The organism is Promicromonospora sp. NFX87 (genome assembly GCF_048564965.1).
GTDB lineage: Bacteria > Actinomycetota > Actinomycetes > Actinomycetales > Cellulomonadaceae > Promicromonospora.
The window spans coordinates 5,219,986-5,236,598 of record NZ_CP183413.1; the positions used below are offsets into that span (position 1 = coordinate 5,219,986).

A 16,613-nucleotide genomic window follows, 5' to 3' on the forward strand; every position below is an offset into this window, starting at 1 on the left:
CGCATGAGCGAACCCACCACCACTTCGCAGCCTGACGAGCAGGGAACCGCCGACCGCGGGGCCAACCGTTCACACCGCCCGGGCTCCACCGCCTTCAAGAACTTCGTGATGTCGCAGTGGGCCCCGCGCGCCGAGCTCGGTCTGACGGCGTCGCCCGACGCGCAGTACACGGTCGCCCGACGCGCGGCGCTCTCCGAGCGGCTGCCGGGCATGCGCCTCGTGATCCCGGCGGGTTCGCTCAAGACCCGCTCCAACGACACCGACTACCGGTTCCGGCCGCACTCGGCGTTCGCGCACCTCACCGGCCTGGGCACCGACCACGAGCCGGACGCCGTGCTGGTGCTGCACCCGGTCGAGGACGGCGCCGGCGACGGCGGTTCCAACCACCACGCCGTGCTCTACGTGCGTCCCCTCGCGCCCCGCGACAACGAGGAGTTCTACGCCGACGCCCGTTACGGCGAGTTCTGGGTGGGCGCCCGCCCGTCGCTGGCCGACGTCGAAGCCCTCACCGGGATCGAGGCCCGGCACATCGACGAGCTGGGCGACGCGCTGGCGAAGGACGTCGGCGACGGCGGCGTGCACCTCCTCGTGGTGACCGGCGCGGACGACGCGGTCGAGTCGCTCGTCGAGGAGCTGCGCCTGGAGGCCGGCGAGGACGAGGACGCGGTGACCGACGAGACCCTCGTCGAGGCCACGTCCGAGCTGCGGCTCATCAAGGACGAGCACGAGATCGAGCAGATGCGCGAGGCCGTGGCCCGCACCATCGAGGGCTTCGAGGCCGTCGTGCGCGCCCTGCCGCGCGCCGTGGAGCACCGCCGCGGCGAGCGCGTCGTGGAGACCACGTTCGACGGGCACGCCCGGCTCGAGGGCAACGCCGTCGGCTACGAGACGATCGCGGCCTCGGGCGAGCACGCCACCACGCTGCACTGGATCCGGAACGACGGCGAGGTCCGCTCGGGCGACGTGCTGCTGCTCGACGGCGGCGTCGAGGTCGACTCGCTCTACACCGCGGACATCACGCGTTCCCTGCCGGTCGACGGCGAGTACACGGACGTGCAGCGCAAGATCTACCAGGCGGTGCTGGACGCGGCCGACGCGGCGTTCGCCGTCGCGAAGCCCGGCGCCAAGTTCCGCGACGTCCACGCGGCGGCCATGGAGGTCATCGCGGCCCGCCTCGAGGAGTGGGGCTTCCTGCCCGACGGCGTCACCGCGGCCGACGCCCTCTCCGATGACGGCCAGCAGCACCGCCGCTGGATGGTGCACGGCACGTCGCACCACCTCGGCCTCGACGTGCACGACTGCGCGCAGGCGCGCCGCGAGCTCTACCTCGACGGCGTCCTGGAGCCGGGCATGGTGTTCACCATCGAGCCGGGCCTGTACTTCAAGGCCGACGACCTCGCCGTGCCCGAGGAGTTCCGCGGGATCGGCGTGCGCATCGAGGACGACGTGCTGGTCACCGCCGACGGCAACGAGAACCTCTCGGCGGCGCTCCCCCGTCGTCCGGAGGACGTCGAGGCGTGGATGGCATCGCTGCGCTGAGGTGCTGCGGTGGCGCCGGGCTGGATGGCGCTGAGGTCGGTCGGTTGCACGGCGTAGGCAGTTGAGTTCGGTCCGTCGCACGGCGCGGGCGGCTGACTTCGGTCGGTCGCACAGCGCGAACAGCTGACTTCGGTCCGTCGCACAGCGCGAACAGCTGACTTCGGTCCGTCGCACAGCGCGAACAGCTGACTTCGGTCCGTCGCACAGCGCGAACAGCTGACTTCGGTCCGTCGCACAGCGCGAACAGCTGACTTCGGTCCGTCGCACAGCGCGAACAGCTGACTTCGGTCCGTCGCACAGCGCGAACAGCTGACTTCGGTCCGTCGCACAGCGCGAACAGCTGACTTCGGTCGGTTGCTCTGAGATCGGTCAATTAAACGACCGATCTCAGAGCAACCGACCGAAGTCATGTCTGGCATCGCGCAACGGACCGATGTCACTAGCGACTTCACACCACCCGAGCCGAGCCGAGCCGAGCCGAGCCGGGAATTATTGCCCCGCGTGAAGCCCCGCGGGACGGTAGGTCAACGGTCCGAGCACGACCACGGCCCTGTGGATTCGCGGTCTATGCACAGTTCCCTCGGTGCCGGTCATCCGAACCGCCAGAGATGGCGCAACGTCGTCCCATGGTCGAAGTGAAGATTCCGGCGGTTGCCCTCGCGCTCGAGCACAACCGCAACAAGCTGGCCGCTGCAGCTCGCGCCGGTGAGGTGCTCAGGGTCAGACGCGGCGCGTACTGCGCCCCGGACGAGATCCGCGTGGAAGGCCCTTCGGGAGCCGCGCGGCAAGCACGCAACAAGGCTCTCGCCCGCGCCCGTGCGCTGCACGCCCAGCTCAGAGCCAAGCACGTGTTCAGCCACAAGACGGCGGCGCTGCTCCTGGGCTGCTTCGTCTGGACGACGCCACGAGAGACACACGTCTACCAGTACTACCGTGCCTCAGGCCACGCGGCCGGCGACGTCCGGCGGTACTCGTGGACCCTGGCGCCCGATGACATCGATGAGGCGGCAGGTCTGCCGGTGACGTCGCTCGTACGAACGGTCGTCGACTGCGCGCGGTCGCTGCACCCGCTCGAAGCGCTCGTCATCGCCGACTCGGCCCTCGCCCTGGGCGCCGACCGAGAAGAACTGCTCGCGACGCTCGCCGCTCAGACCGGCCGGCGCGGGATCCAGCAGGCCCGGTTGGTGATCGAGCTGGCCGACGCCGGCCCCCAGTCCGCCTGGGAGACCTGGGTCCGCTATCAACTGCTCCGTGCCGGACTGCCTCGGCCGACCACGCAGATGCCCGTGCAGACCGACGCCGGGCTCTTCCACACCGACCTGGGCTACGAGCGGTGGGCGCTGGGCATCGAGTTCGACGGCCAGGTCAAGTACCGGCCCGACGGCGTTCGCCCCGGCCACGACCCCGCGCAGGAGTACCTGGCCGAGAAGGCTCGCGCCGACGCCGTCCGGCGAGCCGGTGTCACCCTCGAGAACGTCAGCGCGTCCGACAAACAGGATGTCCAGGCGATGCTCGACCGGATCACCGCGCACATCCCACCCGACGTGCTGCGGAAGGCCCGGGTCGATCCTCGGCTGCCCGCCAGCTGACCTCCGGACTTGGTCCCTTGCACAGCGCAGACGATGAGTTCGGTCGGTTGCACGGCACGGACAAATGACTTCGGTCGGTTGCTCTGAGATCGGTCGTTTGATTGACCGATCTCAGAGCAACCGACCGAAGTCACACGGGCCACCGTGCAACCGACCGAAGTCGACGCAGCCTGAGCTACTTCTGGTCGTCGCTCGGCGGGGCGTAGGGGTTGGTGTGGCGGGGCGTCGTGCGGGTCGTCCGCTCGTCGTCGTCGCCCGGCTCGTCCTGGCGCTGGCCGTCCGAGGCGGACGCCGCCTGGTCCGGCGGGGTCAGCGACTCGGTCTGCGTCGGCGCATCCGCCGGTGCGTCGGAGGGCACGGCAGCCGGTGCATCCGTCGTAGCGGCGGGCGGAACCGCGGGCGCAGCCGCCGGTGTCTCGGCCGACGCCGCCCCGGCAGCACCACCATCAGCACCAGGCCGCATCGCGCCGTAACGAGGCTCGCCCGACGGCGTGACCCAGCGCGGGTCCGTCGGGCGGGTCGGCGCAGCGGCGGGCTCGGCACCGGGCGCCTGCGCACCAGGAGCCTGCGCACCCGGAGCACCAGGCATCTGAGCGGAAGAGACCGGCGGCGTGACGGGCGCGGGGACGCCCACGGTGGCGGCGCCGCGCGACTTGCCCAGCCCGCCCGGCGAGCGCATCAGGAGCGCCCGCGCGTCGCTCGCGTGGTCGTGCCCGCAGAGGATCGCGTACGTCGCGGCCACGATCTGCGACGAGGACGTGAAGTCACGCCGTCCGCCGGTGAACGCGTACGACAGCACGGAGAACAGCAGGCCGAAACCCGCACCGAGCGCGATCCCGGCGAACATCACCTGGAAGCCCGCCTCGCCCGCGAACAGGGTGATCAGCAGGCCCACGAAGAAACCGAACCAGGCGCCGGAGAGTGCGCCCGCGAGCGCCACCCGGCCGTACGTGAGACGCCCCGTGACGCGCTCGACCATGCGCAGGTCGGTGCCCACGATGGTGACGTTCTCGACGGGGAACTTGTTGTCGGAGAGGTAGTCGACTGCTTTCTGCGCCTCCAGGTAGGTGGAGTACGCGGCGACCTCGTCGCCGGCCGGCAGGGTCGGGACCTTCGGGACGGCACCCGGGCGAGACATGCTCATACCCCATAGTCTCCCCTACCTCGGCAGAAGTGGCGAGGAGCGTGGCCCAGGGGCGAGTCGTAGGCTGACCAGCGTGAGCGCCACCAGCAGGGTTTTTGTCGCACGTCTGGCCGGGACGGTGGTCTTCGACCCGATCGGGGACCAGGTGGGCCGGGTCCGTGACGTCGTCGTGCTGGTCCGGGCCAAGGGCGCGCCGCGTGCGGTGGGCCTGGTGGTCGAGGTCCCGGGCCGACGCCGCGTCTTCCTCCCCCTGACCCGCGTGACCAGTATCGACTCGGGCCAGGTGATCAGCACCGGCCTGGTGAACCTGCGGCGGTTCGAGCAGCGGGCCATGGAGTCGGTGGTGCTGGGCGAGCTGCTCGACCGCCGGGTGCAGCTCAAGGACGGTTCGGGTGAGGTGACCATCGAGGACGTGTCGATCGCGCAGCAGCGCACCGGCGACTGGCTGGTGGACCAGCTGTTCGTTCGGCGCCGGTCCGCGCGGGGAGCCGCGCCGTTCCGCCGCGGTTCCACCCTGACGGTCCCTGTCGACGCCGTGCAGGACCTCATGAGCCGCTCGCCGGAGCAGGGCGCCGCTCGCCTGCTGGAGGCGTACGAGGACATGCGCGCGGCCGACCTCGCGGACGTGATCCGGGAGCTGGCGCCGGCGCGCCGGCTGGAGATCGCGAGCGCGCTGAACAACGAGCGCCTCGCCGACGTGCTGGAGGAGCTGCCGGAGGACGCCCAGGTGTCGATCCTCTCGGGTCTGGACCGGGACCGCGCGGCCGACGTGCTGGAGGCGATGGAGCCGGACGACGCCGCCGACCTCCTCAACGAGCTGCCCGAGGAGCAGGCGGCACAGCTCCTGAACCTCATGGAGCCGGAGGAGGCGGCCGACGTCCGCCGTCTGCTGGAGTACGCGGAGGACACCGCGGGTGGTCTCATGACCACGGAGCCGGTGATCCTGGGCGCCGACGACACGATCGCCACCGCACTGGCCCAGATCAGGCGCGCCGAGCTGCCGCCGGCGCTGGCCTCCATGGTGTTCGTGGTGCGACCGCCGCTCGAGACGCCGACGGGCCGGTTCCTCGGCGTCGCGCACTTCCAGCGGCTGTTGCGCGAACCGCCGCACGCCGCCGTCGCGTCGGTGCTGGACGCCGAGACCGAGTGGCTCACCCACGACGCCTCGGTGGGCCAGGTGACGCGCCTGCTGGCCGCCTACGACCTGCTCGCGCTGCCGGTGCTCGACGCCCAGCGCAGGCTGCTGGGCGTGGTCACCGTCGACGACGTGCTGGACCACATCCTCCCGGACAACTGGCGCGGCAGCGACGACGAACGGCTGGAGGCGATCGCCGCGCAGGCGGCCCCCTCGGCACGTCGTGAGTCCGCGCGCAGGGAGTCGCTGCGACAGGAGCCGACAGGACAGGAGGCGAACCGTGGCTGATCGCCTGGACACCCCGCTCGCGCAGCGCCGCAGCCTGGTCCCCCGGTTCCGGATGGACCAGGACGCCGTGGGGAAGGCCACCGAGGGCATCGCCCGGTTCCTCGGCACGCCCCGGTTCCTCATCTACCTCACGGTGTTCTGCATCGTCTGGCTGGTGTGGAACGCGTGGGGCCCGGAGAACCTGCGGTTCGACAGCGCCGCGAACGGGTTCACCGCGCTCACGCTGATGCTGTCGCTGCAGGCCAGCTACGCGGCCCCGCTGATCCTGCTGGCGCAGAACCGGCAGGACGACCGTGACCGGGTCACCGCCGAGCAGGACCGCCAGCGCGGTGAGCGCAACCTCGCGGACACCGAGTACCTGGCGCGCGAGATGGCGGCGCTGCGGATAGCCCTGTCGGAGGTCGCCACCCGGGACTTCGTGCGCTCGGAGATCCGCAACCTGCTGGAGGAGCTCGAGGAGAAGGACAGCGAACGGCCCTCGCACCCGTAGGTGCGAGGGCCGTCCGCTTGGCTCACCTACCGTCAGGCATGGTCCCGACGGCGGTTGCGCCACACCACGAGCATCGTGCCGACGGCGACCAGCAGGACGCTCAGCAGCGCGATCAGCGCCACGTCGGCGCCCGTGCTGGCCATCTCGCCCGGGCCTTCCCCGGACGTCTCCTCGGCGCAGTCACGCAGGCCGGCGTCGATGTCCGACCGATCGAGGTTGCCCTCGGTCACCGCGACCGTTCCGGTCTCACCGGTCTTCCGGTCGGCGTCGGAGTCGAATGCCGGCTTGTCGCCGGCCCCCGGTGCCACGAAGCACATCCCCTCGGGGACGTCCCCGAAGGTGACCGTGTAGTCACCCGGCGGCAGCCCCGTGAACAGGTACTCGCACCCGGCGTCGGTGGTGGTGGTCGCCACCTCGTCACCGTCAGCGGAGTACAGGGTCACGGTCACGCCACCGACGCCGGAGTCGTCGTCGTTCTGGAGACCGTCCCCGTTCTCGTCGAACCAGACGCAGTCACCGATCGAACCCAGGACCTCGTCGGACGACACGACGCCCGCGTCCACGTCCCGACGGTCCGGAGCCTCCTCGGTCAGCGAGTACGTACCCGTCCGGCCCGTGACCTGGTCGGCGTCAGAGTCCAGCGCCGGGTCGTCCCCGACGCCCGGGGTGGTGAACGTCTTGCCCTCGGGCAGGTCGGTGAACCCGACCGAGTAGTCACCCAGCGGCAGGTCGGTGAACAGGTACAGGCAGTCGGCACCCGTGGTGGTACGAGCCACCTCGACACCCTCGGCGTCGTAGAGCACCACGGTCACACCCTCGACTCCGGGCTCGCCGTCGTCCTGAAGACCGTTGGTGTTCTCGTCGAACCAGACGCAGTCACCGATCGAGCCGAGCACCGCATCGGGCGAGACGATTCCCGCATCGACGTCCAGACGGTCCAGGAAGTCCTCGGTCAGCGACACCGTGCCGGTCGTCCCGGTCTCCGGGTCCGCGTCGGAGTCGGCGGCCGGGTCGTCCCCGGCACCAGGCGTCGTGAAGGTCGCACCCTCGGGCAGGTCCGTGAACCCGACCGAGTAGTCGCCCAGCGGCAGACCCGTGAACAGGTAGGCGCACTCGGCGTCCGTGGTGGTGGTCGCCACCTCGGCGCCCTCGGCGTCGTACAGGGTCACGGTCACACCCTCGACACCGGGCTCGCCGTCGTCCTGGACGCCGTCACCGTTCTCGTCGAGCCAGACGCAGTCGCCGATCGAGCCCAGCGGCTCGGTCGGCTCGTAGATGCCCGCGTCCACGTCGAGGCGGTCCGGGACCTCCTCGGTCAGCGTGTACGAACCCGTCTGCCCCGTGACCGGGTCGGCGTCCGAGTCGACCGCCGGGTCGTCCCCGGCACCCAGCTCGGTGAACACCATCCCGTCGGGCAGGTCGGTGAACCCGACCGAGTAGTCGCCCAGCGGCAGGTCGGCGAACAGGTACGCGCAGTCCGCGTCCGTGGTGGTGCGGGACACCTCGTCGCCGTCAGCTCCGAACAGGATCACCGTCACACCCTCGACGCCGGCCTCGCCGTCGTCCTGGATGCCATCGGCGTTCTCGTCGAACCAGACGCAGTCACCGATGGAGCCCAGCACCTCGTCGGTCGGGACGATGCCCGCGTCGACGTCGAGGTCTACCGGGTTGCCGGGCGTCAGGGAGACGACGGGCGTCCTCCCGGTGGCCGGGTCGGCGTCCGAGTCGACCGCTGGGTCCTCGCCCGCGCCCTGCGGGGAGAGCACGGAGCCGTCCGGTGCGATGAACTCGACCGTGTAGTCGCCCAGCGGCAGGCCCTCGAAGAGGTAGCTGCACTCGGCGTCCGTGGTGGCCGTGTCGACCAGGTTGCCGTCGACGTCGTACAGGTTCACGACGACGCCCTCGACACCCGGTTCGCCGTCGTCCTGGATGCCGTCACCGTTCAGGTCGGACCAGACGCAGTCACCGATCGAGCCGAGGATCACGACACCGGCGTCGATCGAGTGGTCGTTCTGGCCGTAGCCGCCCAGGGTGAACGTGTACTCGCCGGTCGCGGGGTCCGGGTTCGAGTCGGTCCGGTCCGCGTCCTCTGCGGCCTCCGGCACGTCGGGCACGGGCTCGGGGCGCGGGTTCACGCCGTCGGCGTTGTCCGTCTCCGCGTGCGGGTTGTCGCCGCTGCTCGCCTGCATCGTGGTGAACAGGACGTCGGACCACGGAACGCTGATCGCCGCGCCCAGGTAGTCGAGGGCGAGGTCGCCGTCGGCCGGCGTGACGAACCGCGCCGTGTACTGAGCGCCGTGCACCAGCTCGGTGAGGTGCGCGGTGTCGGTGGCGTCGGACGAGAAGTAGTAGGTCCCGTCGGCAGCGGTGACCTGGGTGCCGACAACGGCACCCTCGGCGTCCACCAGCTCGACCATGACACCGGGGATGCCGGGCTCGCCCGCGTCCTGCAGGCCGTCACCGTCGCCGTCGAACCAGACGCGGTTGCCGATCTCGACCGGAGCCGGCGGGATCAGTGCGTCGAGGTCGCCGAGGCCACCGCCCTTCTGGAAGCTGACGGTCGGCCGTCCGGTGTTCCCCTCGTCCTCGGTGAACTCGACCCCGCGCGTCGCCGCGCCGTCACCGTCGGCGAACCACATGAGGCCCTGCACACGCAGCGTCGCGAGCGGGTCGAAGGCCGTGGAGGCCACGTCCGTCGCTCCGGCCACGTCGAGCACGGCGCCCAGCGCGATCTCCTCGTGGGTGACGCCCGAGACGGTGCCGTCAAGGCCTTGGTCGTCGCCGTGGAACTCGTTGCCGCCCGGGCCGGACGCGAGGATGGGAGCGGTGGTGTTCGCCCACTGGGTGGTCTCGCCGTCCAGGCCCGTCGCCTCCGCCGCGGCACCGGTCTCGGGCGTGTACGTACCGTCCGTGTTCCGGCCGGCGAGCATGATGTCGCCCTGGGCGATCGTCTCGAAGACGATCTCCGACGACGTTCCGCCGTCCTGGCCGGTGTCGGCGGCCCACTGCCGGTTACCGCCCTGCAGCTCGGTGCGGTCGGTCATGCCGACCGTCAGGTAGCCGGCGGTGTTGAACGTGATCGAGGACATGATCGCCTGCGGGTACGCCTGGGCCCCGTCGGGGTCGCCGGCCGCGGTCTTGCTGAAGCCGACCGACCCGTCGGGCCAGCTGTCGGCGTTCGCGTCCGCACTGTCCCACGTCCAGACGTCGGTCCAGGAGTTCCAGTGCCGGATCTGCGGGTGCCGCTCGACGTTCCCCTGCTGCGTCCCGTCCCAGTAGGACATCGGGTTGCCGCGCGGGTAGCCCAGGTCCACGTCCATGACCTGCGCGACGGCGCCGCCGTCGACCGGGACCTTGCCCACGTAGCCGCGCAGCGCCTCCGTGGAGCCGCACTGCGGCCAGCTGTCGGTGGATTCGCCGGGCGCCGTGGTGGCGCAGCTACCGGGTGCCGAGCCGGTGTCGGCCCAGCCCACGTACACCTCGTCGTCGTGCACCTCGACGGCCCAGCCACGCTGGGCGTCGCCGAGCCCGAGCGGGATCTGCAGGACATCGCCCGCGGCCGGGACGAACGCCGGGTCGAAGTCCGGGCTGACGGGGTTCGTCGGCGAGATGTCGATCCGGTACAGGTTGCTGTCGGCGAGGTTCATCACGTACAGGTACGTCGTGACGCCGTCGGTCCACGTGTCGATGCCGCCGAGGCCGACCTTCGCGGCGTTCGTGAACCCGTCGGGGTCGGCGGTCGGGTCGACACCTGCCGCCAGCGCGCGGTCGGCGTTCGAGGCGACCGTGCCGACGTCGATCCCGAGGTCGGTCAGGGAGAACCAGGCCTCCACGCTGCCCGACGGTCCGATGCCTGCCGCGACGTCACCCGTCGCGGGGTCGACGGCGTCCGGGATCCGGTAGACGGCGCCGAGGGCCCGGTCCGTCGAACCGTCCCACCGGTGCTCGGCGAGGCCGGCGTTCCTGCGGTACACCGCCGAGGCCAGGAAGGCGTTGCCGGCCTGCTCGTAGGCGGTGCCCCACACGGTGCCGACGTCGCCGACGGTGGCGATGTCACGCTTGCCCGTGTCCTGGGCGGTCGTCCAGTCGGTGACGACGAGCGCGGGCCGCTCCGTCGTCCCCTCGGCCAGCGGGTCGCCCGCCGAGTGGATCGCCGTGACGACGTCCGGCGACTGGGGGCGGTGGTCCTCCGGCGGCAGCACCGCGTAGTCCACCGACTGGTCGCCCGCGGCGACGAACTGCACGGACGTACCGTTGTCCGCGAGGTCGCCGGCCAGCCACGACGCATAGCCCTCGGGGATGTCGGAGAAGGTGACGCGCAGCTCCGCGGCGGTCGCGCCGTCGGCGACGTGGGGCACCTCACCGGTCTGGTCGGTGAACTCGCCCTCGGTCATCGACCAGCCGCCGGCCGCGTCGACGCGGTTGGTCCGGGTGGTCGCGGAGCTTCCGAGCGCGTCGGTCACGGTGACCGTGACGTTGCCGACGCCCTGCTCGCGGAACCCGTCGGAGCCGTCGTCGTCGTACGCGCCGTCGCCGTCGTTGTCCTCCCAGACCTGGCCCGCGGCGATCACGTCGTCCGGCGCCGCCGAGGCGGACGGGACCGTTCCCGGAACCAGCAGCACCGCGGCGAGCGCGAGCGCTCCGCCGCCGGCCACGAGGCTGCGCGGTGACGAGACACCGATTCGTCGGACGTCGAGCCGCGGGGTGAGTGCATGGGCTCCGGCCCAGGAGGCCCACCACCCATGCGCACCGCGCTCGGAGCGCTGGCGAATTCCCATGTCTTTTTCTCCTGTCATAAAACGGACAATGCCTTTTTACGCATGTCGCCAATCCGACGTCATGAGATGCCACGCGCGAAGGTGGTGCAAGCCGAGATCACTGCTGGCCGCGTATTGTCCGAAAACTCTGCCGCGACGCACCACAATGCAACCGAGTGCATTCCAGAACGAATCGGAATTCCAAGAACGAGTGCCCAGGGCACACGAATTCTCCGTAGGCACATTGCCGTTCAACAGGTGCGCGGCAGGCCCGCCTGCCTACACTCCGCACATGCCACCGAAGAGGCACTTAAAATCATTGTTCGGATATATACCCCGAACCGCCGCAATTGCGTTCGTCCTCACCGTCGCGGCCTGCGCGGCCGGCCCCGCCTCCTCCGCCGACGGGGCGCCCGGCGTCCTGCGTGTTCCCGAGGCGTTCGAGACGATCCAGGCGGCCGTCGACGCCGCCGCCCCCGGCGACCTCGTGCTCGTCGCCCCGGGGACGTACGCCGAGGAGGTCCTGATCGGCACGGACGACGTCACGCTGCGCGGAACCGAGCGCAACGACGTGGTGATCGACGGCGGGGGCATGCGCAGCTCCGGCGTCATAGCCACCGCCGACGGCGTGCGCATCGAGAACCTCACCGTGCGCCGCACGATGTACTACGGCGTGCTCGTCACCGGCATGCACGACGAGGCGGGCCCCACCGCGCACGGTCTCGACGGTTACGAACGGCTCGACCCCGAGCAGTTCCCGCCCGTCGAGCGGTTCGCGATCCGGAACGTCACGGCGTCGAACAACGGGCTGTACGGCATTTACGCGTTCGACGCCCGCCACGGCGTCATCGCGGACTCCTATGCTTCCGGTTCTGCCGACTCGGGCATCTACGTGGGGCAGTGCAAGGACTGTGACATTCTCGTTACCAATAACGTGGCCGAGCGCAACGCCGTCGGTTTCGAGAATGCCAACGCCTCCGACTCGGTGGTCGTGACCGGGAACAGGTTCTCGCACAACCGCATCGGGATGACGCTGCTGTCGAACTATCTGGAGGCATTTACTCCCCAGCACGGCAATACCATTGTGGGCAATGTGATCAGCTCGAACGACGCCGCCGACTCTCCCGCGCACGCCGAGGGCGGGTTCGGCATCGGCGTGGGGATCAGCGGCGGCCGGGACAACGTGCTGCGCGACAACCTGGTGGCGGGGAACCCGCGGGCGGGTGTCCTGCTCGCCAACACGGAGGACCTGGCCGCCGTCGGGAACCGGATGGACGGCGCCTGGTCCGCCGCCGGCCTGGACGCCAACGGCGTCGACATCGCGAACATCTCGGCGGAGCGGACGCCGGCCCGGGACAACTGCGCGGGCGGGCGGCCGTCCACGCTGCCGGAGAACCTGGGTACGCGCTGCGGGACGACGTCGCCGCTGGGCGCCGTCCCGCCCGACGCGCTGCCGGACGTCGAGGCCCCACCCGGGGTGAGCTTCCTGCAGGTGCCCGCCCCGCCGCCCCAGCCCGGGATGAGCGACGTCGAGACGGTGCCCGGCCCACTGCCGCCGGCCGTGACCGACCATGCGGTGCTGCCCGACGGCGTTCCCACCGCCGATCTGCTCGCCGAGCGGAGTGGTGTGGCGTGACGCGGCGGCAGTTCTCTGGCGCTCTCGTCGCGGTGACGTTGCTGCTCACCACCGCCTGCTCCGGCGACGCCGAGCCGGCGGCGAAGGCGAGCGCCGTACGGCCGGTCACGGTGGCGGAGTCCGAACGGCTGGCGAGCGTCCGGTTCCGGAACTTCGACGCGGGCAGCCGCAAGGTCACGGCGACGTACAGCGACCAGGGCCACGAGGTGGCCCTCGAGGGCTGGTACGACTACACGACGCACACCGGCTACGGGCTCGTCTCGGCCGACGGCGTGCCCTCGGACCGGGTCGTCTGGGACGGCCGCGTCCTCGCAACGACCGCCGGCGACCACCTCGGCGAACCCGTGACGTCGCTCGACGGCTGGCAGGCCGGGAGGCTGGACGCGCGCACCTCGCCGCTCGCCGTCGTACTGACGGTGCTCGCGGGCCTGGGCGCGGACCGCCCCGAGAACCCGTTGCTCATCAGGCAGGGTGGCGCGCTCTGGCTGCGCGAGGACACCGCCGGCCGGCAGGAGGTGACGGTCTTCGCGGGACCGGCCGACCAGCAGACGGACGGAGCCGACCCGGACGCCGCGGGCATCCACTACTGGGTGGACCAGAGCGGCCTCGCGCACCGGGTGGACGTGCGCCTCGGCGAGCACTGGGCGGAGATCAAGCTGGAGGACGCCACGCTGACCGTCCCGGCGGTCCTGAAGGACGTCGAGCCGAGTGCGCTCCCCGATCCCCGGATGAATGCCCAGAGGAACGACGGATGAGCGGCGTCAGCCGGCGAGAGCTGCTGTTCGGCACCGGCGGCGCCATCGCGGGCCTGGCCGCGACGGCCGGCGGGATGGCCGCCGCCGGGGCCCTCGGCGGCCCGGACGCCTACGGCCGGACGCTGACGTCCGCCCGGGCCGGCACGGACACCCCGGGGCCGCCGTCCGAGGGCGTGGAGGCCACCGGGTCCACGCAGGCCGGGATCGCCCGGCCTGCTACGCCGCAGCGGTTCGGCCTGCTCGCGGTGCTCGACCTGCCGGACGGCCCCGAGGCCCTCGGCCCCCGGCTCGCCGCCCTGGGTGCGGCGATCCTCACCGTCACGAACGGAGCGGGGCCGCTCCCCGACGGCCCCGGCGACCTCACCGTCACGGTAGGCCTCGGACCCCGGCTCGTCGCGGGGATCGACCCCGGCCTCCCCGGCACGGCGGAGCTCCCCTCGTTCGCGGGCGACGGGTCGATGGACCCGCGCCGCCAGGGCGGCGACCTCCTGCTCGCCCTGCACGGCTCCGACCCCCTGGCCCTGCCCACCGCGCTCCGCGAGCTCCGCGCCGCGCTCGGCGACACCGTTCTCCGGTGGTCCGAGTCCTGCTTTCGCGGACCCGGCGAGGGCACCGTCGTGCGGAACCCGCTCGGCTTCCACGACGGCATAGTCGTCCCGCACGGCGACGACGAGCTGGCCCGCGAGGTCTGGCTGCCCACGGCGGCCGACGGCGGCGACCCCCGCGTGGCCGGCGGCACCGTCTGTGTGGTGCGGCGGCTGGTCCTGGACACCGAACGCTTCGCCGGCCTGCCGCCCGAGGGCCAGGACGCCGTCATGGGACGACGCCGCTCCGACGGCGCCCCGCTGTCCGGCGGCACCCTGTCCGACGACGTCGACCTGCACGCCAAGACCCCCGCCGGCGAGTACCTCGTGCCCGCGCGGTCCCACGCCCGTGCGGCGCACCCCTCGTTCACGGGCAGCGGCCTCATGCTCCGGCGCGGCTACACGTTCGCCACGCCCGCCGTCGGCGACGACCCCGGCGAGACCGGGCTGCTGTTCGTCTGCTTCCAGCGCGAGCTCGACACGTTCGTCCGCACGCAGCACCGGCTCGACGAGGCCGACGCGCTCACGGACTTCGTCACCCCGACGGCGAGCGCCACGTTCCTCGTGCTCCCGGGGTTCGACGCGACCCGGCCGCTCGGTTCGACCCTGACCGGGTAGCTACGGCTCCACGTCGTCGTGGAGCACGACGCGCGACAGCTCGTAGGACCCGCCCGGCAGCTTCCAGTAGTGCAGCCTCCGGGCCGACGGCGTGTTGACCTGCAGCGAGACCCGCCAGCACACGGCTCCGTCGTCGCGGTGCCTGGCCGGGTCGTCGCCGCCCGCGCCCGTCCGCAGGCGGTGGACCTGCAGTCCGTTCATCCCGGGCGCCAGCCCGGTGAGCACCATGACGAGCGTCCAGACGACCCGGTCGCGGCTCACCCCCTCGACGTCGGTCAGGGAGGCGAGGAAGCGCGAGCCGAGCGCGTACTCCGCCAGGGGGCGCCCGGCCTTCTCGGCGGCCGGGATCGCCCGGGCCCACTCGCTCAGCACCTCGAACCGGAGCTGTTCCTCGTCGTCGACGAAGTGCCGGTCCTCGGGCACCTCGACCCCGGCGTCCCCCAGCCGGCGGCGGAGCCGCGCCGCCTCCTGCCGCGCCTTGCGGAGGGCTGTCGCCTGCTGCTCGGCGCGGCGCTCGCTACGTTCGAGCCGTTCGGTGAGCTCGCCGACCCGGCCGAGCAGCCGGTCCACCTCCAGCTCCACCTGGCGCCGCTTGACCTTGTCGTCCAGCAGCTCCTTCCCGAGCGCCGAGACCTGGGCTCGCGCCGCGTCGAGGGAGAGGCTGAGGTCGCGCGCCGCCTTGCCTGGCGGTTCCGCGGGCGACTCGGCCGACGCGGGCGACGGCAGCGCGTCCTGCCCACCGGCGTGCCATGCCGCCACGTCGCCGGGGGTCGGTGCCCGCTGGCCGCCCGGGGCTGTGGGCACCGGGCCGGTGTCGGGGGCCGGGCGTCCGGGGTCCGGGTCGGTCTGGCGCGGGCCGAACAGGTCGGCGGGCGTCGGCGGAGTCTCGACGAGCTCGACCAGCGGGAGGTGGGAGGTCTCGACCAGCTCGACGAGCGGCGGCCGGAGCGTCACCACAGGCTCGACCAGCGGGAGCCGGGGAGTCTCGGGAGGCTCGATCTGCAGCGCGGGCGGCAGCTCCAGCCAGGGCGGCCCGTCGTCCAGGAGCGCTATCGCGGGGACCGGCTCGTCCTCGGTCTCGTCGACGTCGTCGAGCCGTAGCGCCAGGCCGTCGAGCGGCGCGGGCACCCGGCGGGCCGCCACCACCTCGCCCGGCGTGAAGAGGTCGCTCAGCAGGTCCAGGTCGTTGCCGGTGATCTCCGCGCGACGCACGCGCACGACGACGCCGGGCGCCAGCGCGATCCGTACGGCGTCGTCCTCGACCACCTCGACCCGGCCGAGCACCACGTGACCCACCCGGTAGGTGGCGTTGACCACCCGGCGCAGCGCGCCGGCGTCGGGCAGCATGCCGCGGATGTCGAGGAGGCGGCGCGCCGGGTCCAGCACCCCGGTGACCCGCATGCCCGGCGCGAGCACCCGCGCCAGGGCGACGTCGGAGAAGACGAGCTCCTCCGCGACGGTGGCCTGGCCGCCGTCCTCGGTGCTGATCAGGGCGCGGGTGCCGAGCACGCCCAGCACCTTGCCCTCGGTGTTCGCCGCGTCCGGTGCGGACCGGGGGGCGCCGACGATCCCCTCGCGCACCGCGAACCGCATGACGTCGCCGACCAGGCGCTCACGCACGCGCTCGTCCTCGTCCGCGGAGTAGGCGAAGTGCAGCGGAGAGCGCCGCGGGTGGTGCACCCACTCCAGGTCCGTGCCGTAGACGCGGGACGCACCGCCGTAGACCTGGGTGTCCGGCGGCATGCCGGACGAGAACGCCCACGACACGTCGCCCGTGGGGATCACCACCACCTCGGCGAGCCCGGCGACGTCGTCGAGCACCCGCTTCGGGTCCACGTACGGGACGTCGCGCCCGGCGGGCGTCGAGATGACCACCACGGGCTGGTCGCGGCCGGGCCGCTGCAGCGCGGCGGCGAGCTCGCGGGCCTGGTCCTCGGAGGCGACACGCAGGACCCGCGCGGGGACGCGTGACTCGGTCATGGGGCCTCCTCACCCTTGGTGGTGACGCAGCGTACCGTTTTCAACTGCCATTCATTGCAAAGACATGAAAGAGCCTGCTGATTCCACCCCCCTGGACC

Annotated in this window: 10 protein-coding genes; 7 read left to right on the top strand and 3 right to left on the bottom strand. The window is 71.9% G+C overall.

Annotated elements, in window-relative coordinates:
* Window positions 1–3 precede the first annotated feature (3 nt).
* Window positions 4–1,539, top strand: a complete 1,536-nt coding sequence (locus ACNYC2_RS23450; protein WP_419704092.1) for an aminopeptidase P family protein — start codon at window positions 4–6, stop codon at window positions 1,537–1,539.
* Between the two features lie 626 nt (window positions 1,540–2,165).
* The gene (locus ACNYC2_RS23455) at window positions 2,166–3,128 is read left to right on the top strand and encodes a hypothetical protein (protein ID WP_419704093.1); all 963 of its coding nucleotides are present in this window, start codon (window positions 2,166–2,168) and stop codon (window positions 3,126–3,128) included.
* A gap of 175 nt (window positions 3,129–3,303) precedes the next feature.
* On the opposite strand, the gene ACNYC2_RS23460 is transcribed toward ACNYC2_RS23455, so the two are convergent.
* Window positions 3,304–4,272, bottom strand: a complete 969-nt coding sequence (locus ACNYC2_RS23460; RefSeq protein WP_419704094.1) for a general stress protein — start codon at window positions 4,270–4,272, stop codon at window positions 3,304–3,306.
* 73 nt (window positions 4,273–4,345) lie between these two features.
* Here ACNYC2_RS23460 and ACNYC2_RS23465 point away from each other — a divergent pair, with 73 nt between their 5' ends.
* Both ACNYC2_RS23465 and ACNYC2_RS23470 read left to right on the top strand, forming a co-directional pair.
* Entirely contained in the window at window positions 4,346–5,695 is a 1,350-nt protein-coding gene (locus ACNYC2_RS23465) for a magnesium transporter MgtE N-terminal domain-containing protein (RefSeq protein WP_419704095.1), read from the top strand.
* Complete coding sequence (locus ACNYC2_RS23470) at window positions 5,688–6,185, top strand: DUF1003 domain-containing protein (RefSeq protein WP_419704096.1); 498 nt, start codon at window positions 5,688–5,690, stop codon at window positions 6,183–6,185. The genes ACNYC2_RS23465 and ACNYC2_RS23470 overlap by 8 nt, the downstream gene beginning before the upstream one ends.
* Window positions 6,186–6,217: 32 nt before the next feature.
* On the opposite strand, the gene ACNYC2_RS23475 is transcribed toward ACNYC2_RS23470, so the two are convergent.
* Window positions 6,218–10,963: an SdrD B-like domain-containing protein gene (locus tag ACNYC2_RS23475; RefSeq protein ID WP_419704097.1), complete on the bottom strand. Its 4,746-nt coding sequence runs from the start codon at window positions 10,961–10,963 to the stop codon at window positions 6,218–6,220.
* A gap of 298 nt (window positions 10,964–11,261) precedes the next feature.
* Between ACNYC2_RS23475 and ACNYC2_RS23480 the strand changes: the two genes are divergently transcribed.
* From ACNYC2_RS23480 to ACNYC2_RS23490, 3 genes are read left to right on the top strand one after another with little or no spacing between them, the layout of a single operon-like run.
* Entirely contained in the window at window positions 11,262–12,578 is a 1,317-nt protein-coding gene (locus ACNYC2_RS23480) for a right-handed parallel beta-helix repeat-containing protein (protein ID WP_419704098.1), read from the top strand.
* Complete coding sequence (locus tag ACNYC2_RS23485; RefSeq protein ID WP_419704099.1) at window positions 12,575–13,333, top strand: hypothetical protein; 759 nt, start codon at window positions 12,575–12,577, stop codon at window positions 13,331–13,333. The genes ACNYC2_RS23480 and ACNYC2_RS23485 overlap by 4 nt, the downstream gene beginning before the upstream one ends.
* Entirely contained in the window at window positions 13,330–14,535 is a 1,206-nt protein-coding gene (locus ACNYC2_RS23490) for a Dyp-type peroxidase (RefSeq protein ID WP_419704100.1), read from the top strand. The genes ACNYC2_RS23485 and ACNYC2_RS23490 overlap by 4 nt, the downstream gene beginning before the upstream one ends.
* On the opposite strand, the gene ACNYC2_RS23495 is transcribed toward ACNYC2_RS23490, so the two are convergent.
* Window positions 14,536–16,515 (bottom strand): hypothetical protein, encoded by a 1,980-nt coding sequence (locus ACNYC2_RS23495; RefSeq protein WP_419704101.1) that lies wholly within the window; start codon window positions 16,513–16,515, stop codon window positions 14,536–14,538.
* Between the last annotated feature and the right edge of the window lie 98 nt (window positions 16,516–16,613).